Annotated in this window: 21 protein-coding genes; 10 read left to right on the top strand and 11 right to left on the bottom strand. The window is 59.2% G+C overall.

Annotation, left to right across the window (positions count from 1 at the left end):
* Positions 1-61: 61 nt before the first annotated feature.
* Entirely contained in the window at positions 62-505 is a 444-nt protein-coding gene (locus KBY08_RS08070) for a winged helix-turn-helix transcriptional regulator (RefSeq protein ID WP_011266811.1), read from the bottom strand.
* 48 nt (positions 506-553) lie between these two features.
* On the opposite strand from KBY08_RS08070, the gene KBY08_RS08065 reads away from it, so the two are divergent.
* Positions 554-1,492 (top strand): aromatic alcohol reductase, encoded by a 939-nt coding sequence (locus tag KBY08_RS08065; protein WP_110393140.1) that lies wholly within the window; start codon positions 554-556, stop codon positions 1,490-1,492.
* A 42-nt stretch (positions 1,493-1,534) separates the two neighbouring features.
* On the opposite strand, the gene KBY08_RS08060 is transcribed toward KBY08_RS08065, so the two are convergent.
* From KBY08_RS08060 to KBY08_RS08040, 5 genes are all read right to left on the bottom strand, one after another.
* Entirely contained in the window at positions 1,535-2,764 is a 1,230-nt protein-coding gene (locus tag KBY08_RS08060; RefSeq protein WP_225651119.1) for a CynX/NimT family MFS transporter, read from the bottom strand.
* A gap of 167 nt (positions 2,765-2,931) precedes the next feature.
* Entirely contained in the window at positions 2,932-3,696 is a 765-nt protein-coding gene (locus tag KBY08_RS08055; protein WP_003408905.1) for an amino acid ABC transporter ATP-binding protein, read from the bottom strand.
* 10 nt (positions 3,697-3,706) lie between these two features.
* Positions 3,707-4,804: an amino acid ABC transporter permease gene (locus KBY08_RS08050; protein WP_011266808.1), complete on the bottom strand. Its 1,098-nt coding sequence runs from the start codon at positions 4,802-4,804 to the stop codon at positions 3,707-3,709.
* Positions 4,805-4,814: 10 nt separating this feature from the next.
* Positions 4,815-5,996 (bottom strand): amino acid ABC transporter permease, encoded by a 1,182-nt coding sequence (locus KBY08_RS08045; RefSeq protein ID WP_011266807.1) that lies wholly within the window; start codon positions 5,994-5,996, stop codon positions 4,815-4,817.
* A gap of 70 nt (positions 5,997-6,066) precedes the next feature.
* Complete coding sequence (locus KBY08_RS08040; protein ID WP_024639989.1) at positions 6,067-7,095, bottom strand: amino acid ABC transporter substrate-binding protein; 1,029 nt, start codon at positions 7,093-7,095, stop codon at positions 6,067-6,069.
* Positions 7,096-7,580: 485 nt separating this feature from the next.
* On the opposite strand from KBY08_RS08040, the gene KBY08_RS08035 reads away from it, so the two are divergent.
* Positions 7,581-8,240 carry an alpha/beta hydrolase gene (locus tag KBY08_RS08035; RefSeq protein ID WP_032656269.1) on the top strand — a complete coding sequence of 220 codons (660 nt, stop codon included), beginning with the start codon at positions 7,581-7,583 and terminating at the stop codon, positions 8,238-8,240.
* Positions 8,241-8,355: 115 nt separating this feature from the next.
* Positions 8,356-9,813 carry an ATP-dependent RNA helicase RhlB gene (gene rhlB / locus KBY08_RS08030; protein WP_161632431.1) on the top strand — a complete coding sequence of 486 codons (1,458 nt, stop codon included), beginning with the start codon at positions 8,356-8,358 and terminating at the stop codon, positions 9,811-9,813.
* 3 nt (positions 9,814-9,816) lie between these two features.
* On the opposite strand, the gene moaE is transcribed toward rhlB, so the two are convergent.
* From moaE to KBY08_RS08005, 5 genes are all read right to left on the bottom strand, one after another.
* The gene (gene moaE, locus KBY08_RS08025; RefSeq protein ID WP_032656267.1) at positions 9,817-10,266 is read right to left on the bottom strand and encodes a molybdopterin synthase catalytic subunit MoaE; all 450 of its coding nucleotides are present in this window, start codon (positions 10,264-10,266) and stop codon (positions 9,817-9,819) included.
* A gap of 2 nt (positions 10,267-10,268) precedes the next feature.
* Positions 10,269-10,514: a molybdopterin converting factor subunit 1 gene (gene moaD, locus KBY08_RS08020; protein ID WP_004406746.1), complete on the bottom strand. Its 246-nt coding sequence runs from the start codon at positions 10,512-10,514 to the stop codon at positions 10,269-10,271.
* Positions 10,511-10,996, bottom strand: a complete 486-nt coding sequence (gene moaC, locus KBY08_RS08015) for a cyclic pyranopterin monophosphate synthase MoaC (RefSeq protein WP_003341741.1) — start codon at positions 10,994-10,996, stop codon at positions 10,511-10,513. The genes moaD and moaC overlap by 4 nt, the downstream gene beginning before the upstream one ends.
* 189 nt (positions 10,997-11,185) lie before the next feature.
* Entirely contained in the window at positions 11,186-12,580 is a 1,395-nt protein-coding gene (locus KBY08_RS08010; RefSeq protein WP_004406748.1) for a PhoH family protein, read from the bottom strand.
* Between the two features lie 294 nt (positions 12,581-12,874).
* Entirely contained in the window at positions 12,875-14,053 is a 1,179-nt protein-coding gene (locus KBY08_RS08005) for a polysaccharide deacetylase family protein (protein WP_058822489.1), read from the bottom strand.
* A 202-nt stretch (positions 14,054-14,255) separates the two neighbouring features.
* Between KBY08_RS08005 and yaaA the strand changes: the two genes are divergently transcribed.
* From yaaA to algG, 7 genes are all read left to right on the top strand, one after another.
* Positions 14,256-15,035: a peroxide stress protein YaaA gene (gene yaaA / locus KBY08_RS08000; protein WP_057458090.1), complete on the top strand. Its 780-nt coding sequence runs from the start codon at positions 14,256-14,258 to the stop codon at positions 15,033-15,035.
* 815 nt (positions 15,036-15,850) lie between these two features.
* Positions 15,851-17,167 (top strand): nucleotide sugar dehydrogenase, encoded by a 1,317-nt coding sequence (locus KBY08_RS07995; protein ID WP_054092520.1) that lies wholly within the window; start codon positions 15,851-15,853, stop codon positions 17,165-17,167.
* A 100-nt stretch (positions 17,168-17,267) separates the two neighbouring features.
* Positions 17,268-18,749, top strand: coding sequence for a mannuronan synthase (gene alg8, locus KBY08_RS07990; RefSeq protein ID WP_002552255.1), 1,482 nt, complete (start codon positions 17,268-17,270; stop codon positions 18,747-18,749).
* A gap of 40 nt (positions 18,750-18,789) precedes the next feature.
* Positions 18,790-19,962, top strand: a complete 1,173-nt coding sequence (locus tag KBY08_RS07985; protein WP_011266799.1) for an alginate biosynthesis protein Alg44 — start codon at positions 18,790-18,792, stop codon at positions 19,960-19,962.
* A gap of 2 nt (positions 19,963-19,964) precedes the next feature.
* The gene (gene algK / locus KBY08_RS07980; RefSeq protein ID WP_011266798.1) at positions 19,965-21,377 is read left to right on the top strand and encodes an alginate biosynthesis TPR repeat lipoprotein AlgK; all 1,413 of its coding nucleotides are present in this window, start codon (positions 19,965-19,967) and stop codon (positions 21,375-21,377) included.
* On the top strand, positions 21,374-22,858 hold the full coding sequence (locus tag KBY08_RS07975) for an alginate export family protein (protein ID WP_011266797.1): 1,485 nt from the start codon (positions 21,374-21,376) through the stop codon (positions 22,856-22,858). Before algK ends, KBY08_RS07975 begins: the two co-directional genes overlap by 4 nt.
* 26 nt (positions 22,859-22,884) lie before the next feature.
* A complete protein-coding gene (algG, locus tag KBY08_RS07970; protein ID WP_024661230.1) occupies positions 22,885-24,495 on the top strand; it encodes a mannuronan 5-epimerase AlgG in 1,611 nt (536 codons plus the stop codon).
* Positions 24,496-24,505 lie beyond the last annotated feature (10 nt).

Below are 24,505 nucleotides of genomic sequence, written 5' to 3'. Positions count from 1 at the left end.
GTGCACGATAAGCGGCGCCGAAGAAAATGGCGAGGGGTTGATGGCGCATCAGCCATCACGTTTACCTGTCCAGATAACGATTTCGCGCCGCACTGAACGCCTCCGAATTTTCAATCACCCAAGTCCACAGCGGAATCATCTGTACCAGCAGCCCCATGCCCAGGTCGGTCAACGAATATTCCACCCTGAGCGGCTTCTCGCGGTAGTCGTGGCGGGTGATCAACCCGTCCTGTTCGAGCTGGCGCAAGGTATGAGTGAGCATGCGCTGGGTGACACCGTGCAGTTTTCGGCGCAATTGGGCGTGGCGCAAAGGGCTGCTGACGCCAAGGGCATGGACCACGCCCAATGACCAGCGATTACCGGCGTGGCCGAGAATGTCACGCTTGAGACCATCCTCATCATCGCTGAGCGCAGCGCAGGCCGCTTCGGAGCGTCTGACCACTTCCTGCGCGTCCAGCCCGCCCGGTATCACCGATGTGCCTACTTTTTGTATGTCGACAGGCATGCCAGCATCTCTCCCGCCTGAATTGAAAGGCTGTCCAAAGGGATCACCATGCAAGCCGATAACGCAAACGTCAAACAACGCATTCTGGTAATAGGTGCAGGAGAGCTTGGGCTCGCGGTGTTGCGAGGGCTGGTCGAGAAAGCAGGGGCACATGGCTTGAGCATTGCCGTGCTGCTACGCCAGAGCAGCTTGAGCACTCAGGCGCCTGCCAAGCGTGTGGAAATCGAAGAAATCCGCGCGCTGGACATTGCCATCGAAACAGCCGATCTGGCCGTTGCCAGCGTGGACGAACTTGCCACTGTCATGACGCGCTACGACACGGTAATCAGCTGTGCGGGGTTTGCCGCTGGCCGGGGCACTCAACGCAAACTGACCGATGCGGCGCTCAAGGCCGGCATAAAACGCTACCTGCCCTGGCAGTTCGGCGTTGACTACGACCTTATCGGCCGGGGCAGCCCTCAGGATCTGTTCGATGAGCAACTCGATGTGCGAGAAAAGCTGCGCGCCCAGCAGCGCACCGAATGGGTGATCGTTTCGACCGGCATGTTTACAAGCTTCCTGTTCGATCCCGCGTTTGGTGTCGTCGATCTGCAAGGCGGGCGGATCAATGCGCTGGGCAGCCTCGATACTGCCGTGACAGTCACGACCGCAGAGGACATTGGCAGGCTGACTGCTGCCATCGTGATGCACGAGCCGCGCATCGCGAATCAGGTGGTGTACACCGCTGGCGACACATTGACGTACGCCGGGCTGGCCGATCTTGTGGAGCGTGTCACGGGGCGCGACATCGAGCGGCACGTATGGAGTGTTGCGCAGTTGCAAGCTGATCTGACGGAAATGCCGGATGACAATCTGCGCAAATACCGGGCAGTCTTTGCCATGGGCCGAGGCGTGGCATGGGACGTCGCCAGTACCTACAACGCGAAATCAGGGCTGAGCGTCACCCGTGCCGAACAATGGGCACGGGCCAATCTGACCCAGACCTGAAGCAACTCAAGCCCGGGTCGCACGATCATCAATCATCGAACATCAAACCTTCTCGCTACTGACCTGCACCTGCAGCGCCCGGCCGGCGCCCATGCCCGCGATGATGGCGCCCAGCCCGAGTACCGCGAAAATCCAGCCAATCGCGCTCCAGCTGCCGGTCATGTCATGCACCACGCCCACGGCAAACGGGCCGGTCGAGGCGATGGTGTAGCCGACGCCTTGCGCCATGCTCGACAGGTTGGCGGCGACATGTGAGTCGCGCGAGCGCAGGACGATCAAGGCCAGCGCCAGACTGAACGTGCCGCCCTGCCCGATCCCCAGCAGGATCGCCCAGCCCCACAGCCCGCCAAGCGGCGCATACAGGCAGCCGAACAGACCGATCAGGGTCAGCGACATGACCAGCATGATCGCCAGACGCTGATCCTTGCCGCGTGTGGCCAGATAAGGCACCGCCAGCGCGCTGATGACCTGCGCAATGATCGAGCCGGACAACAGCAGGCCGGCCTGGGTGGGCGTCAGGCCGCGACCGATGAGGATCGACGGCAACCAGCCGAAGACGATGTACGACAGCGACGATTGCAGGCCCATGTACAGCGTGACCTGCCAGGCCAGCGGGTCACGCAACAAGCCGCGGACCCGGTAAACATCGCGATGCGTGCCATGCACTTCACGCGCCTGCGGAAACCATAATGCGGCGGCAATCAGTGCCGGAACCAGCCAGAAACCCAGGCCAATCTGCCAACTGCCACCCACGTACTGACTGAGCGGCACCGTCGAACCGGCTGCAATGGCCGCGCCCAGGCACAAGGCCATGGTGTAGACACCGGTCATGGCTCCGGCCTTGTGCGGAAAATCACGTTTGACGATACCCGGCAGCAACACGCCGATGATTCCGATGCTCGCACCCGCCAGCAGGCTGCCGCCAAACAGCCCGACCTGACCAAACAGACTGCGCACTGCCAAGCCTGCAGCCAGTGTCAGAAGCACCACCATGACCACCCGCTCACTGCCAAACCGGCGGGCGAGGATCGGTGCGAGCGGCGCGAACAGGCCCAGGCACAAAACCGGCAAGGTGGTCAGCAGTCCGGCCTCGGCAGCGGACATGCCCAGGCTGTCGGACACCGTTTCAAGCAGCGGCGCAATGCTGGACAACGCCGGGCGCAGGTTGAGGGCGACCAGCACCAGACCCAGCAGCAACAGCCAGGGGCGCTTCAAGGCAGAATGAGGTTGATCGGCAGTCGGTTGGGGGCTGAGTTGAGCCTTGGCAGTCATCAGTTTCTCGGTCATCAAGTATGTCGACCCTTTTCAGGGGGGCGGTATCCTGTTGGAGAATCATCGCGAATACAAGGTTCAGATCAATTGCATACAACCCACACAGCAACGACAGGCATAAAAAAACCGGGCACAGGGCCCGGTTTCCTTGTTCAGCAGAAGTCCACTCAGTGGATGATCTGACTGAGGAACAGCTTGGTACGGTCGCTCTGCGGGTTATCGAAGAAGTCGTTCGGCGCGGCCTGTTCGACGATTTCGCCCTTGTCCATGAAGATCACCCGGTTTGCCACGGTACGGGCAAAGCCCATTTCGTGGGTCACGCACAGCATGGTCATGCCTTCTTCAGCCAGACCGACCATGGTGTCGAGCACTTCCTTGACCATTTCCGGGTCAAGGGCCGACGTCGGTTCATCGAACAGCATGATTTTCGGCTTCATGCACAAGGCACGGGCAATCGCCACACGCTGCTGCTGACCACCGGAAAGCTGACCCGGAAACTTGTGGGCCTGCTCCGGAATCCGCACACGCTCCAGATAGTGCATGGCGATTTCTTCGGCTTTCTTCTTCGGCATCTTGCGCACCCACATCGGTGCCAAGGTGCAGTTCTGCAGGATGGTCAGGTGCGGGAACAGGTTGAAGTGCTGAAACACCATGCCCACTTCGCGGCGGATGGTCTCGATCTGCTTGAGGTCCGAGGTCAGTTCGGTGCCATCGACAATGATGCGACCCTGCTGGTGCTCTTCCAGACGGTTGAGGCAGCGAATGGTGGTCGACTTGCCCGAGCCCGACGGGCCGCACAGCACGATACGTTCACCCTGGCGCACATTCAGGTTGATGTCCTTGAGTACATGGAACTGGCCGTACCACTTGTGTACGCCCTCCATGCGGATCATGCCTTCAGCGCCCAGAGGCTTATTGATAACTTCACTCATCACAAAACTCCTAACGCTTGTGGCCTGTGTCCAGCTTACGTTCCAAATGCATGGAATAGCGGGACATACCGAAACAGAAGATCCAGAACACCAGGGCCGCGAAGACGTAGCCTTCAGTGGCCATACCCAGCCATGCCGGGTCGGCGGTAGCCTGCTTGACGCTGTTGAGCAGGTCGAACAGACCGATAATGATCACCAGACTGGTGTCCTTGAACAAGGCAATGAAGGTGTTGACGATGCCGGGAATGACCATCTTCAACGCCTGCGGCAGGATCACCAGACCCATGCTGCGCCAGTAACCCAGGCCCATCGCCGAGGCTGCTTCGTACTGGCCCTTGGGAATGGCCTGCATGCCGCCACGCACCACTTCAGCGATGTACGCGGACTGGAACAGGATGACGCCGATCAGCGCACGCAGCAGCTTGTCGAAGTTCATGCCCTCAGGCATGAACAGCGGCAGCATCACCGACGACATGAACAGCACGGTGATCAGCGGCACGCCGCGCCAGAACTCGATGAAGGTCACGCATACCACACGCACGGCCGGCATGTTGGAACGACGACCGAGCGCCAGCAGGATACCCAGCGGCAAGGCACCGACGATACCCACGGTGGCGATCACCAGGGTCAGCATCAGACCGCCCCACTGGCTGGTCGGTACGTTGGTCAGACCGAACGCGCCGCCATGCAGCAGGTAGAACGCGACAACCGGGTAGATCACCAGGAAGGCAATACCGTAGACAGCCTTGCGCGGAAACTTCGAGATGAACAGCGGCGCAGCGCCGACGATCGCCAGGATGGCGGTCAGGTCGACCCTCCAGCGCAGTTCATTGGGGAAGTAGCCATACATGAACTGACCGAAGCGCTGCTCGATGAACACCCAGCAGGCGCCCGCCTTGGTGCAGTCCGCCTTGGTCGTGCCGATCCAGTTGGCGTCCAGCAGGGCCCAACTGATGATCGGTGGTACGACCAGATAAATCAGATACAGGGAGAACAGGGTCAGCAGGGTGTTGATCCAGCTGGAGAACAGGTTCTGCCGCATCCACGCCATCGGGCCGAACACTTTGCCCGGTGGTGGCATATCAGGTTTGAAAGTATGAGTTGTCATGCGCTTTTCCTCACCGCTCGATCAGCGCAATGCGCTTGTTGTACCAGTTCATCAGCAGGGAAATGCTGATACTGATCGCCAGGTACACGCTCATGGTGATGGCAATGACTTCAATGGCCTGCCCGGTCTGGTTGAGCACCGTACCGGCGAACAGGGAAACCATTTCCGGGTAGCCGATGGCGGCTGCCAGCGAAGAGTTCTTCGCCAGGTTCAGGAACTGACTGGTCAGCGGCGGAATGATCACGCGCAGCGCCTGCGGGATGATCACCTTGCGCAGCGTCGGCCCAGGGCGCAGGCCCAATGAGCGAGCAGCTTCGGTCTGGCCATGGCTGACCGACTTGATGCCGGAACGCACGATTTCAGCGATGAACGCCGCCGTATAGATAGTCAGTGCCAGGGTCAGGGAGATCAGTTCAGGGATCAGCACCCAGCCGCCCGAGAAATTGAAGCCCTTCAGCTGCGGCAGCTCCCAATGCACCGGGCTGCCGAAGATCAGCATGCTCAGACCGGGGATAACCAGCAACAACGCCAGGCCGACCCAGAACTTGTGAAACGGCTGGCCGGTGGCTTCGAAGCGCTTGTTGGCCCAGCGCACCATCATCACGATGGCGATCACGGCAACCACCAGACTGATCAGGAATGCCCAGGCGCCTTCGGCAGGCAATGCTCTGGGCATGTTGAGCCCGCGGCTGCTGACGAAGAACATGTCCAGATAGCCATGCGCCTGACGCGGACCAGGCAGCGTGAGGAATACGGCGGTATACCAGAACAGGATCTGCAGCAATGGCGGAATGTTGCGGAAGACTTCGACATACACGGTGGCCAGCTTGCTGATCATCCAGTTCGGAGACAGGCGAGCGACACCAATGACAAAGCCCAGCAAGGTCGCCAGGACGATACCGATAACCGACACCAGCAAGGTATTCAGCAGGCCGATGACGAACACACGGGCATAGCTGTCCGCTTCGCTGTAGTCGATCAGGTGCTGAGCGATACCGAAACCGGCACTGTTCTCAAGAAAACCGAAACCCGAGGTAATACCACGGTGTTGCAGGTTGGTCTGGGTGTTGTCGAAAATGAACCAGCCCAACGCGATCACCGCCACGACAGTGATGATCTGAAATAACCACGCGCGCACTTTCGGATCGCTCAGAGAGAGCTTTTGCTTGGGTGCGACGATTTGCTTTTCCATGAAATGCCCCAGGAAAAATCCAACAGAACAACGCCCGACAGGCTGGGAAGCCTGTCGGGCGCCGGGTCAATCAACGAATAGGTGGAGCGTACTGGATGCCACCGGCATTCCACAGAGCGTTCTGGCCACGCTTGATTTTCAGCGGGGTGCCTTCGCCCAGGTTGCGTTCGAACACTTCGCCGTAGTTGCCGACCTGCTTGACGATCTGCACGACCCAGTCTTTCTCGAGCTTCAGGTCTTTGCCGTAAGTGCCGTCTGCGCCGAGCATACGGGCTACGTCAGGGTTCTTGGTCGACTTGGCTTCAGCTTCAACGTTCTTGGAAGTGATTTTGGCTTCCTCGGCATTGAGCATGGCGAACAGGGTCCAGCGCACGATCGAGAACCAGTCTTCGTCGCCTTTACGCACGACAGGGCCCAGAGGCTCCTTGGAGATCACTTCAGGCAGCACGATGTAATCGTCCGGCTTGGCCAGCTTGCTGCGCTGCGCGTAAAGTTGCGACTGGTCGGAAGTCAGCACGTCGCAACGGCCGCCTTCCAGCGACTTGGCGCTTTCGTCGGAGGTGTCGAAGGTGATCGGGGTGTATTTCAGGCCGTTCGAGCGGAAGTAGTCGGAGACGTTCAGCTCGGTAGTGGTACCGGCCTGGATGCAGATGGTTGCACCGTCCAGTTCCTTGGCGCTCTTGACGCCCAGCTTGTTGTTTACCAGGAAGCCGATACCGTCGTAGTAAGTCACGCCGGTGAACACCAGGCCCATGCCCGCGTCGCGGGAGCTGGTCCAGGTGGTGTTACGCGAAAGGATGTCGATCTCGCCCGATTGCAGTGCGGTGAAGCGCTCCTTGGCGTTCAACTGGCTGAACTTGACCTTGGTGGCGTCGCCGAATACTGCGGCGGCTACTGCGCGGCAGACGTCAGCATCGATACCGGTGATCTTGCCGGTAGAGTCCGGAACGGAAAACCCTGGCAGGCCATCGCTGACGCCGCACTGGATAAAACCTTTCTTCTTGATAGCGTCAAGGGTGGTACCGGCGTTTGCAGCCCCGATCACACCAAATGCGGCCAAGGCAGTGACGACAGCCAGGGTGGATTTCAACATCTTCATTCAAAAACCTCCAGTTTGCTCTTTGTTGTGTAGGTGTTTCAGTCGCGTCGCACCTTTGTGAGGCGCTAATGACCCGTGCTGGCTTATTTTTGGGTCATGCGACGCTGGGCCTGAATCATGAATTGCCTGCAGGATCATCCCGTCATTCGTCTTCATGATTCAGAATCGGCCCCGTGGACTGAAACCCCATGATTTTCCCGGACCTGAGCGGTACAGGTTGAATCGTGCCGCGAATCCTGACGCATGGACTCCCGAGCTGCTTTTCGATCGCTATAAGTAATAGCCTTATAGTGTTACCGAACGATGTGAGCGACTCGACGCCAATGCTGCTGTAGCAAAGCCCGTACCAGCATGCTGGCTAAGTCGAATTAGCGACAGGTCAAGACAAAAACTTGTAACCTTGCGACATCTTCTTTCATTTTTAATCTACCTGCGCACCTTATTAATGCGCTCAAAAAGAGCCCGCGCACACAAATGGAGCAGTCATGAGCGATTCCTTGATCATTGAACCTTCCAGCCCCGCCGACGCCTGCGTTATCTGGCTGCATGGATTGGGCGCCGACCGCTATGATTTTCTGCCGGTCGCCGAAGCGCTGCAGGAGTCGTTGCGCACCACCCGCTTCGTACTGCCTCAGGCACCGACACGTGCTGTGACCGTCAATGGCGGTTATGCAATACCCAGCTGGTATGACATCAAGTCCATGAGTTCAGAGGCCAGGGCCATTGACCATGATCAGATGGAAGCCTCGGCGCAGAAGGTGCTGGACCTGATCGAGCAGCAGCGCGACAGCGGCATCGACCCGGCACGAATCTTCCTGGCCGGCTTTTCCCAGGGTGGCGCGGTGGTCTTGCATGCCGGCTACCGTCGCTGGCAGGGCCCGTTGGGCGGCGTAATCGCGCTGTCCACTTATGCCCCTACATTCAGCAACGAGATGACCCTGTCAGCGAGTCAGCAACGTATTCCGGCCTACTGCCTGCACGGCAAGCATGACGCGGTGGTGCCTTATCCGATGGGCCGCGCCGTCTACGACCATCTCACCGCCCAGGGTGTAACCGTTGAATGGCAGGAATACCCAATGGAGCATCAAGTGTTACCGGAGGAAATTCGCGACATCGGCGTCTGGCTGGCTGAAAGGCTTCGCTGAAGCGCTCTGAACCCCTTGCGACGGACCGCTTTTGTAGCTCGCCATGGATGGCACTACGCCGAGCACGGTTCTTGCTTTACACTGCTCGGCGTACATTCCTTAACCAATTGATGAGATGACCGTGCTCAAAGCACTTAAAAAGATGTTCGGTAAGAGCGAGGCTGAGCAGCCTGCGCCTACTCCGATAACCTCTATTCCCGCCTCTCCCGCTGCCACAGGCGACACACCGGATCATGCTGTCCAGACTCAGGCTCTGGACACCACCAGCGAGCCCTCCAAAGCCAGAGCGCCGCGCACCGACAAGCCGAGGGCCGAGCGCCCGCGCCGCGAACGCGTAGCCAAACCGCCCGTCCCGGAATGGAAACTCGAGGATTTCGTCGTCGAGCCGCAGGAAGGCAAGACCCGCTTCCATGACTTCAACCTCGCGCCTGAACTGATGCACGCGATTCAGGACCTGGGTTTCCCGTACTGCACACCGATCCAGGCGGGCGTACTGGGCTTCACCCTCAAGGGCAAGGATGCGATCGGACGCGCCCAGACCGGCACCGGCAAGACTGCTGCGTTTCTGATCTCGATCATCGAGCAACTGACCCAGACGCCGCCGCCTGCAGAACGCTACATGGGTGAACCGCGCGCGCTGATCATCGCTCCGACCCGCGAGCTGGTGGTGCAGATCGCCAAGGACGCCGCCGACCTGACCAAGTACACCAACCTGAACGTCATGACCTTCGTCGGTGGCATGGACTTCGACAAGCAGCTCAAACAACTCGAAGCACGCCACTGCGACATCCTGGTCGCCACGCCAGGCCGCCTGCTGGACTTCAACCAGCGCGGCGAAGTGCATCTGGACATGGTCGAAGTGATGGTCCTCGACGAAGCCGATCGCATGCTGGACATGGGCTTTATCCCGCAGGTACGCCAGATCATTCGTCAGACGCCGCACAAGGGTGAGCGCCAGACCCTGCTGTTCTCCGCGACTTTCACCGAAGACGTAATGAACCTCGCCAAACAGTGGACGACGGACCCTTCCATTGTCGAGATCGAATCGTTGAATGTTGCCAGCGACAACGTCGAACAGCATATCTATGCCGTCGCCGGTGCCGACAAGTACAAGCTGCTCTACAACCTGGTGACCGACAACGGTTGGGAACGGGTCATGGTCTTCGCCAACCGCAAGGACGAAGTCCGACGCATCGAAGAGCGCCTGGTGCGCGATGGCGTGAACGCGGCGCAGCTGTCAGGCGATGTGCCTCAGCACAAGCGCATCAAGACCCTTGAAGGCTTCCGCGAAGGCAAGATCCGCGTGCTGGTCGCCACCGATGTGGCCGGTCGCGGCATTCACATCGACGGCATCAGTCACGTGATCAACTTCACCCTGCCCGAAGTGCCGGACGATTACGTGCACCGCATCGGCCGTACCGGTCGCGCCGGCGCCGATGGCGTGTCGATCAGTTTTGCCGGTGAGGATGACTCTTACCAGTTGCCCGCCATCGAGGAAAAACTGGGCCGCAAGATCAGTTGCGAGACGCCGCCGACTCATCTGCTCAGGGCCGTGGTGCGCAGCAACGCCTGATGCTTACTTCCAGCGATCAGCCGCTTGGTGATCGCTGTGACGACCTTCGACCCAGCGCGTGCCTTCTGACGTGTTTTCACGCTTCCAGAACGGCGCGCGGGTCTTGAGGTAGTCCATGACGAAATCACAGGCTTCGAACGCCGCCTGACGGTGCGCGCTGGCAACGCCGACGAACACGATCGGCTCGCCTGGCTCCAGCGCGCCAACCCGATGCAGTACGTCAACGCGCAGCAACGGCCAGCGCTGTTCGGCCTCGGTAACGATTTTTGCCAGTGCCTTTTCGGTCATCCCCGGATAGTGCTCGAGAAACATGCCGGACACTTCACGCCCTTCATTGAAGTCCCGAACATAGCCGACAAAACTGACCACCGCGCCGATGCCCAGATTCGCAGCATGCAGCGCGTTGACTTCAGTGCCGGGGTCGAAAGCCTCTGCCTGGACACGAACGCTCATCATCAACCTCCGGTCACGGGCGGAAAGAACGCGACTTCATCGCCATCGGCCAATGGTTCGGTCGGCTTGCACAGTTCCTGGTTGCGAGCACACATCAGGTTCTGTTCGGCAAGCACTTGCCAGACCTCGCCGCGCTGCAGCAGCGTCTGGCGCAATGCGTCCAGCGTGGCGAACTCGCCTTCAACGGACTCGCTGTCCAGGCCCAGGACTTCACGGTAACGGGCAAAATACTGAACCTGAACCTTCATGAGGAAACCTGTGCCTGGTCGGCAATGAAGTGACCGCTCTTGCCGCCCAGCTTTTCCAGCAGCCGGACCGACTCGATGACCATGCCGCGGTCTACCGCCTTGCACATATCGTAAATGGTCAGCGCAGCAACGCTGGCGGCGGTCAGGGCTTCCATTTCCACACCGGTCTGCCCGGCCAGTTTGCAGCTCGCGGTAATGCGCACGGCATCATCACCCTCGGCGGCGAGGTGCACCTTGATGCTGGTGAGCATCAACGGATGGCAAAGCGGGATCAGATCGCTGGTTTTCTTCGCCGCCTGAATGCCGGCGATACGCGCGACGGCAAACACGTCACCCTTGGGATGACCACCGCTGACGATCATTTGCAGCGTCGTCGGCAGCATGCGTACGAAAGCTTCGGCCACCGCCTCTCGGGACGTCACGGCTTTATCCGTGACATCGACCATATTGGCGCGACCCTGGGAATCGAGATGAGTGAGCACAACGTTACTCCTTGGCAGAAGCAAGAAGTGTGGCAGCTGCAAGCTGCAAGCTGCAAGCTGCAAGCTACAAGCTACAAGCTACAAGCTACAAGCTACAAGCTACAAGCTACAAGCTACAAGCGAGGGACCCACTTACACCGTAGTTCCCCACTTGCAGCTTGCAGCTTGCCACTTAAAGCTGCTTTTCAGCTAAAGATGACTCTCCGCGTATTCGGCCAGTATCGAGCGTGGCACGCCTTGCAGGGTGATGTGCACGCCGTTCGGGAAGTCCTTGAAGCGCTCCGTCAGGTAGGTCAGCCCGGAACTGGTGGCCGACAGGTAAGGGGTGTCGATCTGCGCCAGGTTGCCCAGGCAGACCACTTTGGAACCGGCGCCGGCACGGGTGATGATGGTTTTCATCTGGTGCGGGGTCAGGTTCTGGCATTCATCGATCAGAATCAGGCTTTGCTGGAAGCTGCGACCTCGAATGTAGTTGAGGGATTTGAACTGCAACGGCACCTTGCTGAGGATGTAGTCGACACTGCCATGGGTGTTTTCGTCATCCATGTGCAACGCTTCGAGGTTATCGGTGATCGCGCCAAGCCATGGCTCCATCTTCTCCGCCTCGGTGCCGGGCAGGAAACCGATTTCCTGATCCAGACCCTGAACGCTGCGGGTGGCGATGATGCGCCGATAGCGCTTGGTGACCATGGTCTGCTCGATGGCAGCGGCCAGGGCCAGAATGGTTTTACCCGAGCCAGCAGCGCCTGACAGGTTGACCAGATGAATATCCGGGTCGAGCAGCGCGAACAGCGCCAGCCCCTGATAGATGTCGCGTGGCTTCAGCCCCCAGGCCTCCTGATGCAGCAAAGGCTCCTGGTGCATGTCGAGAATCAGCAGTTCGTCGTTCTTGACGCCCTTGATCCAGCCTACGAAGCCCTGCTCATCGACAATAAACTCGTTGATATGAACCGCCGGCAGCATTTCAGTGAGCTGCACGCGGTGCCAGGTACGGCCGCGCTCCTGACGGGTGTCGACCTTGCTGACGCGGTCCCAGAACGAACCGCTCATGTCATGGTAGCCACGCGACAACAGTGAAACGTCATCGACCAGCTGGTCGGTGCTGTAATCCTCGGCAGCAATGCCGCAAGCGCGCGCCTTGAGGCGCATGTTGATGTCTTTGGTCACCAGCACGACGCTCAAGTCCTTGTTGCGCGCGTGCAGGTCAATCAATTGGTTGATGATGATGTTGTCGTTCAGGTGCTCGGGCAGCAGGCTGTTGGGTTCCTCGCGTTTGCTCATCAAAATCGACAGGTAGCCCTTGAGCACGCCTGTACCACGGTCGATGGGCACGCCCTTCTCGACTTCCTCCGGCGAAGCTTCGCCCAGGGTCTTGTCGATCAGGCGGATGGCCTGGCGGCATTCGGCAGCAACCGAATGTTTACCGGCCTTGAGTTTGTCCAGTTCCTCCAGAACCGTCATGGGGATGGCGACGTGGTGTTCTTCGAAGTTCAGCAGTGCGTTTGGATCATGAATCAATACGTTGGTATCGAGCACGTAAAGGATTGGCTGGTTGGTGGAAGGGGTGCGTCCGTGGTCATCCATACTCGCTCACCTTTGTAGAAGCCGGGCGACGCAGAACCACGACAGTACTGCGCCACGAAAAGGCCGCCGGATTCTCCCCTTCAGGCAGGGCAGAAATGTCGCTCAAGGTGGGTCTTGGAAGACGCCACCTGTGTTGCAGGTTTCGGCGGTCTGTATTCGTAATACAGCAAAAGGGATGACAGAAAAAAGCTCTTTGACAGTTTTTTGAAGTTTATTTCACAGCCTGACGAATAGAGCTTGGCGGACGTACCCGGCACGTTTAAAGTCGGAAGTCCGCCCACGCCGAATCTGCCTTCACTCCGCTTCCGGCGCAGGCTCTTCACTGCTCTGCAGCCCTTGTTCCTCGGGCGCTTCAGAGATATTCCGGCAATCGTCCCAGATCAACTCGCTTTGCGCGGTATTGGCCAGCAGCAATGGCAGCGCCGACTGCGCCTTGTTGGCCACGTCGTGGAATACCACCGTCCCTTTGCGCCAGAGCAGCATGAGGGTCAGCACACGGTCGCCCACCTGCTCTGCAGAAAGCCGTCCGGTGTCGTCTTCAGCGTCGATATTCCACAATGACACGCGCAAATGCTCGGTGCGGAAGAAGTCGCCGCTGTCGGCACGTCGATGGCCATAAGGTGGGCGAAACAGCGGCACGAAGTTGTCCGGCAACACTTGCTGAACCAGTGCCGCGCTGCGTCGCACCGAGTCCTGCCAGTCCAGCCACTGGCTGTGCGAGCGGTACTCCCAGCCCTGAATGCCCACACACTGCTGGCGATACAGCGCCTGCACACCTGCAACCGACGTGCTGTCGAGACGCTCCTGAAGGCTCTTGCCCAGCACAAAGAAAGTGGCGGTCATTTTCTGCTGGCGCATGAAGTCGGCCAGCCAGTCGGTGCCACCGTCGGCCGGGCTCGGGCCACTTTCGAAGTTGAGCATGAACGTGCGATCCGGCATCTCGTCGCCACTCATCTCATCGGAGTTGTAACGCTCGATCTCGCTGCTGGTCTGCGGAAACAGGGCCGCCATGAACAGCAGCTCGTTCAGATAACGCTGGTGGAATGCGGCGCCGGGTCTGGCCCAGTTGGCATAGAACGAATCGTTGGATACCTGATATTCCTCGGCGCGCTGTCGCAACTGGTCCATGTCCTCGACCAGCACACAGAAATTGGCGTCCTGCTCGCAGCTCTTTTGCGCGTTCTGGTAGTTCTCCAGTAAACGCAGCCACAGCCGATGACGAACCACGTTCAACGACGGCACGTTGACGAAGCGCAGGCCGAGGCGCTGCTTGAGGCCTTCCTCGTCGAGCTTTTCGCTGAGGTACAGCTCGTGGGCAAAGGCGAGGATCTCCGCACGCGATGCGACGTCGAACAACCCCGGCGTCTCGAGCCGCTCAGGCCAGACGCTGCGGTCAATGGTGGCAATGACTGGCGCTGCCGCCTGCGCCTGAAGCCAGAACAGACCTGCACACACTGCTAAAACGATACGCAAACCCGATGCCCTCTCGATCAACCATTAACGTCATGACCAGCGCGCCACTATAGCTGATATGTGCCTGGCTTCTTATGTCGGCGCGCATACAAAGCTGCAGGTCCTGCTGCCATCTCCAGCGGAGCGACCTCTATCACCACCATAGCTGGAGTCGCAGGCTGTCAGCCCCTAGAATCCCCGGACGATATAAGGAGACGACTTCATGTTGATGGTGATTTCCCCGGCAAAAACCCTCGATTTCGAGACACCGCCGACTACCGGCCGCTTCACTCAGCCGCAGTACCTGGAGCATTCCCAGGAGCTGATCGACCAGTTGCGTGAACTGACGCCGGCGCAGATCAGCGAACTGATGCATCTGTCCGACAAGCTGGCCGGATTGAACGCGGCACGTTTTGGCAGCTGGAACCCGGACTTCACCCTCGACAACGCCAAGCAGGCACTGCTGGCCTTCAAGGGTGATGTCTACACGGGCCTGGAAGCGGAAACGCTGAGCGAAGCGCAGCTCGACTACGCGCAGGGGCACTTGCGCATGCTGTCGGGTCTGTACGGCCTGTTGCGCCCGCTGGACCTGATGCAGCCCTACCGCCTGGAAATGGGCACCCGACTGGCCAACGCTCGCGGCAAGGACCTCTACGCCTTCTGGGGCACGCGAATCAGCGAATGGCTGAATGAGGCGCTGGCTGACCAGGGCGACGACCTGCTGCTCAACCTGGCCTCTACCGAATACTTCTCTGCCGTCAAACGTTCGTCGCTCAAGGCGCGAATCATCGACACCGAGTTCAAGGACTTCAAGAACGGGCAGTACAAGATCATCAGCTTCTATGCGAAAAAGGCTCGCGGCATGATGAGCCGCTTCGTTATAGAAGAGCGCATCAACGATCCCGAAGCATTACAAGCGTTCGATGTACAGGGCTACCGTTACAACCGCGAACAGTCGACCCCCGACAAGTTGGTGTTTTTGCGCAACATCGCAGAAGACTAGAGGCTGTAACCGTCGTGTAACGGAGCGCTGTTACACGACCTGTCCTACGATCCAACACCGAATGCCAACTTCATGACGCCAGACAAACGTCAAGTTTTCGACTCTTAACTGGCGTGCGATTTTTTCCAAAAAAAAATTCCACTTTTTTAAGTAGTGGCATTTCAGATTTTTGCAGTAGTGGCACTTCAACTGCCACCCCTCCAAACCCCTTATAATTCGAGGCTTTTAAGAAAAAAGCCATCACCTCGATACTGCGTATGTCACAGAACGGATACACCAAAATTCGCAAATCAGGACGAGCGGCCAGGAACTAAATGCGAATTCGTACGCTCCTACATCCCGTAACAATTCTGGGCTGACGTGTAAGAGATCACTTACAGGTCGCCTTGGGAAACGGGAAGTTGCCGACAAGGAAGCCAGGTCCACGTGACCCTGGCGTCAGGTACCAGAACTAAACTCACATCACTAGTTGATGTTGTAGACAGGCGAAGCGCCGACCCGGTGCGACGCGCAGGATTCGAACAGGACGGCCCTGGCTAGCGCCAGAGGCAGTCTCACAGAGGTCCGCCGTCAATCGTCGAACAAGGAGTGGTTTACTGCATCCAAGGAGAGCAGGGCCCTGACCGAAAGGACAGGTTACTTGCCGCTTGCACTTAGTGTCATTTGAGTTCGCCTTACTTGTTTTGGGCACTCACTCATTAAATATGCCTGCGTTAGTTCTACGGCGTTGTTAGCTGTAAGGGATAGCGCGTGACATCTGCTGGCCAAAATTAATATCCAGCCAATCTATGGCGTGAAAAATCGAGGAGAATACGATGCGTATCAGCATATTTGGTTTGGGTTATGTCGGTGCAGTCTGTGCCGGTTGCCTGTCTGCCCGCGGTCACGAAGTAGTGGGTGTGGATATTTCCAGCACCAAGATCGACCTGATCAACAACGGCAAATCACCTATCGTTGAACCGGGTCTGGAAGAGCTGTTGCAGAAAGGTATCAGTACCGGAAAACTGCGCGGCACTACAGACTTCGCCGAAGCCATTCGCGCCACCGATCTGTCGATGATCTGCGTCGGTACGCCGAGCAAGAAGAACGGCGATCTGGAACTGGATTACATTGAGTCGGTGTGCCGCGAAATCGGTTATGTCCTGCGTGACAAAGCCACCCGCCACACTATCGTGGTTCGCAGTACCGTACTGCCGGGCACTGTTGCCAACGTCGTTATCCCGATTCTGGAAGACTGCTCCGGCAAGAAAGCCGGTGTTGACTTCGGTGTCGCCGTCAACCCTGAGTTCCTGCGCGAAAGTACTGCGATCAAGGACTACGACCTGCCGCCAATGACCGTCATCGGCGAGTTCGACAAAGCGTCGGGCGACGTTCTGCAATCGCTGTACGAAGAACTCGATGCACCGATCATCCGCAAGGACATCGCCGTTGCCGAGATGATCAAGTACACCTGCAACGTGTGGCACGCCACCAAGGTTACTTTCGCCAACGAAATCGGCAACATTGCCAAGGCCGTGGGCGTCGATGGCCGTGAAGTGATGGACGTGGTCTGCCAGGACAAGGCGCTGAACCTGTCCCAGTACTACATGCGCCCTGGCTTCGCATTCGGCGGCTCGTGCCTGCCGAAAGACGTTCGCGCCCTGACCTACCGCGCCAGCAGCCTGGACGTTGAAGCCCCCCTGCTCAACTCGCTGATGCGCAGTAACACCTCGCAAGTGCAGAACGCGTTCGACATGGTTGCCAGCTACGACACCCGCAAGGTTGCACTGCTGGGTCTGAGCTTCAAGGCCGGCACTGACGATCTGCGTGAAAGCCCGCTGGTAGAGCTGGCCGAAATGCTGATCGGCAAGGGCTTCGAACTGAGCATCTTCGACAGCAACGTTGAATATGCACGCGTTCACGGTGCCAACAAGGACTACATCGAATCCAAGATTCCGCACGTTTCCTCGCTGCTGAACTCGGACTTCGAGCAAGTCATCAATGACTCCGACGTCATCATCCTCGGCAACCGCGATGAGCGTTTCCGCGCCCTCGCCAACAAGACCCCTGAAGGCAAGCGCGTCATCGATCTGGTGGGCTTCATGGCCAACGCCACCAGCGAAGACGGTCGTGCCGAAGGTATCTGCTGGTAAATCAGCCGCAAGCCACAAGCGCCAGGCTCCAGGCCACAGGCTCAAGCAATGTGCTTGCAGCCTGGGGCTTGAGGCTCGCAACTGACTTAGGGATACGATTATGCAGAGGCTCAAGCACGGCCTGTTACAGGCCGCAGGTTGGCTGTTCTATTTAAGTTTACTCATGGGCCTTGCCGCGGCATTGCCTACCAGTATCTTCGACTCGCAGTCGAAGAACTTTATATTCCTGATTGGCGCCGTTGGTATCTGGCGCTACTCGATGGGGATCACGCACTTCGTGCGCGGGATGATTTTCCTGTACATCGTTTACCCGCACTTGCGCCGCAAGGTTCGCAAGCTGGGCAGCGCAGCAGACCCGTCCCATGTATTTCTGATGGTTACCAGCTTCCGCATCGACGCGCTGACCACCGCACAGGTTTACAACTCGGTTATCCGCGAAGCCATCGACTGCGGCCTGCCGACGACGATCGTCTGCTCGCTGGTGGAAATGTCCGATGAGCTGCTGGTCAAGAGCATGTGGGCCAAGTTCAATCCGCCGGAGCGCGTCAAGCTGGACTTCGTACGCATTCCGGGCACCGGCAAGCGCGATGGCCTGGCCTATGGCTTCCGTGCCATCTCGCGTCACTTGCCTGACAGCCGTGCTGTGGTTGCGGTGATCGACGGTGACACCGTGCTCAACGAAGGTGTGGTCGCCAAGACCGTACCGTGGTTCCAGTTGTTCGACAATGTCGGCGGCCTGACCACCAACGAGTTCTGTGAAGTGCGTGGCGGCTACATCATGAGCGAGTGGCACAAGCTGCGTTTCGCTCAGCGTCACATCAACATGTGCTCGATGGCCCTGTCCAAACGCGTGTTGACCATGACCGGTCGAATGTCGGTGTTCCGCGCAACCGTGGTAACCGACCCCGAGTTCATTGCCGACGTGGAAAGCGACTCGCTCAATCACTGGCGTCTGGGCACCTTCCGCTTCCTGACCGGCGACGACAAGTCCAGCTGGTTCAGCCTGATGCGCCTGGGTTACGACACGTTCTACGTGCCGGACGCAGCGATCAACACCGTGGAACACCCGCCCGAGAAGAGCTTCCTGAAGGCCAGCCGCAAGCTGATGTATCGCTGGTACGGCAACAACCTGCGTCAGAACTCGCGTGCACTGGGTCTGGGCGTACGTCGCCTGGGGATCTTCACCAGCATCGTGCTGTTTGACCAGCGTGTGTCGATGTGGACCTCCATTCTTGGTCTGACCGTCGCCCTGATCGCCAGCTTCAAGTATGGCGGCGCGTTCCTGCTGATGTATCTGCTGTGGATCGGCATGACCCGCCTGATCCTCACCCTGCTGCTGTCCCTCTCGGGACACAGGATCGGGCCTGCCTACCCGATCATTCTCTATTACAACCAGATCGTCGGTGCGCTGATGAAGATCTATGTCTTCTTCCGCCTGGACCGCCAGTCCTGGACTCGCCAGGACACCAAACTAAGCCGCGACATGGCCAGCTTTCAGGGCTGGTTCAACACGTGGTCGTCCCGAACCATGACTTTCTCGGCTGGCACCATCTTCGTCGCTGTGCTGTTGACGATGGTTTGACCGGGCCAACGGATTAATCGCTTAAGTAGGAAAAATAGCCATGAATACAGCCGTGAATGCGAACGTCGTACATGAATCCGAAGCCCAGCGCCAACACGCGCGGATCAAGATCCCTGCCAAGCTGCGCCTGCTGAATGATCAGCCCAACGCGCCACTGGTACGTGTCGAAGACCTGTCGGCCGGTGGCCTGAGCTTCGTTGCTCCATCCGGGCAGAAATTCAGCGAAGGTCAGATCGTCAAGGGACGCCTGCAATTCATCATCGACAACCTTGGCCTGGCCATGGACGTCGATCTGCAAGTGCGCTCGATCGACAACGCCAGCAACCGCATCGGTTGCCAGTTCCAGAACCTGGAACCTCAGGACATCGCAACCCTGCGCCACCTGATCACCTCGCACCTGTCCGGCGAAGTCGTCACCCTGGGCGAAGTGCTGGCCACGCTGCAGCGCGACAACTTCACCAAGGCACGCAAGGTCAAGGGCAAGGACGGCGGCATGAGCGCCATGGGTCGCCTGCGCGCCGTAACGTTCAGCCTGGGCGTGTTCATTGTCGGTCTGGCCGCTTTCGGCTTCATCTTCAAGACAATCTATGGCCTGTACTTCGTCAGCCATGCATCGGCCGGCCTGGTCACCATTCCAAGCATGGACGTGACCATGCCGCGTGAAGGTACCGTGCAAAGCCTGGTCGCCCCGAACGGCGAAGCCGCCAAAGGCGCACCACTGGCGTCCTTCAACACCAGCATGCTGGAAATGCTCAAGGGCAGCCTGACCGGTGAAGACCTGCAGCCAGCCAAGATCGAAGAGCTGTATGGCAAGCAGATGAGCGGCACCATGACCAGCCCGTGCGATTGCGTCGTGGCTCGCCAACTGGTGGCCGACGGTCAGTTCGCGTCCAAGGGTCAGGTGATCTTCCAACTGGTGCCACGCAACGCGCCGGCCACGGTTGAAGCACGCTTCACCTATCGCCAGTTCAACGACGTCAAGCCAGGCACACGTGTCAGCTTCCAGATCGCTGGCGAAGACAAACTGCGCACCGGCCAGATCGTCAGCAGCACCAACCTGAGCGACGCCGACCTGTCTACCGACATCCGCGTGCAGATCAAGCCTGACGAAAGCCTGAGCAGCTCGCTTGCCGGTCGCCCTGTCGAAGTGGTCAGCGATCGCGGCCCGTCCGTGAACTGGCTGATCGATAAAGCCATGGCTGCGGGTCTGTAACCATGAACAGCCCACTACGACGCCTGTCGACCCCCACGCTATTGAGCCTCGCCGTCGCGCTCGGCCTGAGCGGCTGTGCCGGCCTGCCTGATCAACGCCTTGCCAATGAAGCCCTGAAAAACGGCGACACGGCATTGGCGGAGCAGAACTATCGGCAGCTGGCGGACCTGGGCTATAGCGACGCGCAAGTCGGCCTGGCCGATATTCAGGTCGCGACTCGCGACCCCGCTCAGCTCAAGCAGGCCGAGGCCACTTATCGTGCTGCAGCAGAGACGTCGCCTCGTGCGCAGTCGCGCCTGGGCCGTCTGCTGGCGGCCAAGCCCGATGCCACAGAAGCCGAACACCGCGAAGCCGAAGGCCTGCTGAAGAAGGCCTTCGCCAATGGCGAATCCGGCACGCTGATCCCGCTGGCCATGCTGTATCTGCAGTACCCGCACACCTTCCCTGAAGTGAATGCGCAGCAGAAGATCAGCGAGTGGCGCGCCGCCGGTTATCCGGAAGCAGGTCTGGCTCAGGTGCTGCTGTATCGCACCCAGGGCACTTATGCTCAACACCTCGACGAGGTCGAGAGCATTTGCAAACAGGCGCTGTCGGCCACGGATATCTGCTACGTCGAACTGGCCACTGTCTACCAGACACGCGGCCAGGCCGAGCAACGCACGGCCTTGATCGAAAAGCTCAAGAGCGAATACGCCGCTGGCCGCGTCAATGCCCAACGAGTGGACAGCGTGGCGCGCGTACTGGGTGACTCCACCATCGGTACGCCGGACGAAAAGACCGCTCAGCAATTGCTGGAAAGCGTTGCGCCGGGCTACCCGATCTCATGGGTCACGCTGGCCAAACTGCTTTACGACTTCCCCGAACTGGGCGACGTCAACAAGATGATGGAATACCTGAACAACGGCCGCGCGGCGGATCAGCCACGCGCCGAGCTGCTGCTCGGACGCCTGTACTACGAGGGTAAATGGGTCACGCCCGATGCCGTCAAGGCCGAGGAGCACCTGAAGAAAGCCACCGCAACGGAAATCTCTGCCCATTACTACCTGGGTCAGATCTACCGTCGCGGCTACCTGGGCCAGGTCTACTCGCAAAAAGCCGTGGACGAGCTGCTGACCGCCGCCCGTGGTGGCCAGAACAGCGCCGACTTCGCCCTTGCGCAGCTGTTCTCGCAGGGCAAGGGCACTATGCCCGACCCGGTCAACGCCTGGGTGTTCGCGCAACTGGCGCTGGCCAGTCAGACCCCGCAAGCGACCGAGCTTGCCGAGGCCCTCAATACACAACTGCCGCCTGAAAAGCTCGCCACCGCCAAAGACCTGTTGGCACGCGAGCAAAAAGTCCGGGGCGCTACCGCCACTCAGAACGCGATGGCATTGCAGGCCCTGCAAGAAGAAAAAGACGGTGAGGAAGCATTATGAAGTTGAATCCCCTGATGGCCGCCGGCATGGGCCTTGGCTTCACCCTGTTGTGGGCCTGCCCGACGCTGGCAGCGCTGACCGAACAACCGCAGAATTTCGGTATCGAAATCAAAGCCACGGCGCAGGCCGAGGATGATCGCGATCTGGGCACCCGTTCGGGCGGCGACGTCAACGGTGTGGGCCTGGACCTGCGTCCCTGGGTCTATGGCGAGCGCGGCGACTGGAGCGGTTACGCGATGGGCCAGGTGGTCACCGCCACCGACATCATTCAGACCGACCCGCTGGAGCAGAGCAACAGCGACGGCAGCGGCACCCAGACTTCGCGTGGCACCGCCAGCGAGCGCGAAGCCGACAAAACCTACGCGGCACTGCGTGAGTTCTGGATCGGCTACAGCGGTTTCACGCCCTACCCTGGCGAGATCCTGAAAATCGGTCGTCAGCGTCTGCGCAATGACGACGGTCAATGGCACGACACCAACATCGAGGCCATCAACTGGTCGTTCGATACCACACTGTTGCGCGCTGAACTGGGTGCTGCCCAGCGTTTCAGCGAATACCGCACCGACCTGACCGAACTGGCACCTGACGATGAAGATCGCAAGCACCTGTTCGGCTCGGTCAGCTATCAGTGGACACCAGGCAACTGGGCCGGTATCCGCGCTCACCACAGTGCTGACGACGGCAAACTCAAGTCGCAGGGCCAGGTGCTGGATGATCTGGACAAGACGTCCAATGGCGATCTGACCTGGGTCGGCCTGCAGGCTGACAGCGATGCCTACAACTATCGCAGCAACACCAATCAGCTCAACTACTGGGGCAGCCTGACCTGGCTGAACGGAACGCGCGACGAAATCGGCGTGACCTCTGCTCCCAACGACCAGTTCATCGCCGGCGAAAAGAACAGCCGTGACATGAATGGCTGGGCCACCGACCTGGGCCTGCGCCTGCGCCTGGACCCGCAATGGCAAGTCGGCGCCGCCTACTCGCGCGCCAGCAAGGACTACGTCCAGAACGGTCTGGAAAGTAACCGCTCCAACTGGACCGGCACGCGTTCGCGCATCCATCGCTTCGGCGAGGCCTTCCAGGGCGAAATGGCCAACGTGGAAACCGGCTCGCTGTTCGCTTCGTGGCAGATGAACGAGGAATACGACGCATCGCTGATCTACCACAAGTTCCGTCGCGTGGACGGCAACACCGGTATCGGCGGCTCGGGCATCAACGCGGTGAACGACAACCAGGACGGTACGTTCAGCTCGCTGCCACTGGAAGACGGCAGCAAGGACCTGGGTCAGGAAATGGACCTGGTCGTGACCAAGTACTTCAAGCAAGGCCTGTTGCCGGCTTCGCTGAGCCAGTCGTTCGATGAACCTTCGGCACTGGTGCGCCTGCGCGCAGGTGTCTTCAAGCCAGGCGACGCGTATCAGAACAACGTGGACAGCTACATGCACCGCGCTGTTGTCGACGTCATCTGGCGCTTCTGATGCGAACCGCCAAAGGAGTGCCAGAGATGAACAGTCATACAAGCAACGGGCGCAGCCGGCACTGGCCGCACGCCCTGCTCGAAAGCGCACTGCTGACCAGCGCCCTGCTGCTGGCCAGCGGTGTGGCGCTGGCCAACGCGCCTGTCGTACCCGACGCACAGAAGGCGGTGGTCAAAGAATTGCACCAGGCCAAGACCTACACCATCACCAGCCCGCCGACCGCGCCGCTGGAAATGGCCAAGCCGGTGTTGCCCGACCTCAAGGGCTACACCGCCGAAGCCGCCTTGAAAAAGATCGTGCGCAACAAGCCGGGCAAGGTCACTGTTTCGCGGATGATGGAAGAAACCGGCCTGAAGGAATTCATCGGCGGTGACAACAAGATGGCCGAATGGGTTAACCGTCAGCGCGGTATCCCCCAGGCCATCATGATTTCCGACGGCTACGTGAACCTGCAGGACCTGGCCAGGAAGGTGCCCAAGCAGTTCCTCAACGAAGTCTCGCCAGGTGTCTACGTGGCGCGCCTTCCGATCCTGATCAAGGAAACCGGGACCTTCGAGATCGACAGCAAGACCAAGGAATTGCGTCTGTCTCAGGAAAAGGGCTCGTTCATCGTCAGTGAAGGCAAGATGCTGATCACTCACACCCAGGTCAACGCCTGGAGTGAAACCCGCAACGGCCTGGCGACCTATCGCAAGCCTGACGAGTTTCGCCCGTTCCTGCTGACCTGGGGTGGCTCGGAAACCTGGATCGCCAACACCAAAATGGCGAGCCTGGGCTACGACCAGAGCAAGTCCTATGGCATCAGTATTTCTCAGTACACGCCCAACACCGCGAAGGTGCTCAAGCGTCCCGAACCGACGGGCTGGATCATCGATTCAGAGTTCTCGGACATGTGGTACGGCTTCTACTGCTATGAAACCCGCGACTTCGTGGTCAAGGGCAACACCTACCGCGACAACATCATTTACGGCATTGACCCGCACGACCGTTCGCACGGTCTGATCATCGCCGAAAACGATGTTTACGGGACCAAGAAGAAGCACGGGATCATCATTTCCCGGGAAGTGGACAACAGCTTCATCTTCCGCAACAAGAGCCACAACAACAAATTGTCCGGCGTAGTTCTGGACCGTAACAGCGTCGGCAACATCGTCGCCTACAACGAGATTTACCAGAACCACACTGACGGCATCACCCTGTACGAAAGCGGCAACAACCTGCTGTGGGGCAATCGCGTGATCGCCAACCGCCGCCACGGTATCCGCGTACGTAACAGTGTGAACATCAAGCTGTACGAGAACGTCGCCATGGGCAACGGCCTGATGGGCGTTTACGGCCACATCAAGGACTTGAGCGACACCGACCGCGACATCGAGCTTGACCCGTTCGACGCTCAGGTATCGCTGATCATGGTTGGCGGCGAACTGTCCAGCAATGGCTCCGGCCCGCTGTCCATCGACTCGCCACTGAGTGTCGAGCTGTATCGCGTCTCGATGCTGATGCCTACCAAAGAAGTCGGCATCAGCCTCAACGGCGTCCTCGGTGAGCGCCAGGACGAAATCCTCGACCTGCTGGTACGCCAGAAAAAAGCCGTATTGATCGACCCCGTCGAAAGCCAGACCGAGCTGCGGGAATGAGGAAGGGTAT

Origin of the sequence: Pseudomonas sp. P135, from assembly GCF_020312125.1 — a bacterium.
Lineage (GTDB): Bacteria > Pseudomonadota > Gammaproteobacteria > Pseudomonadales > Pseudomonadaceae > Aquipseudomonas > Aquipseudomonas fragariae.
Note: the sequence above shows the minus strand (reverse complement) of the source record. Positions and strands in the feature narration are given on the sequence as shown.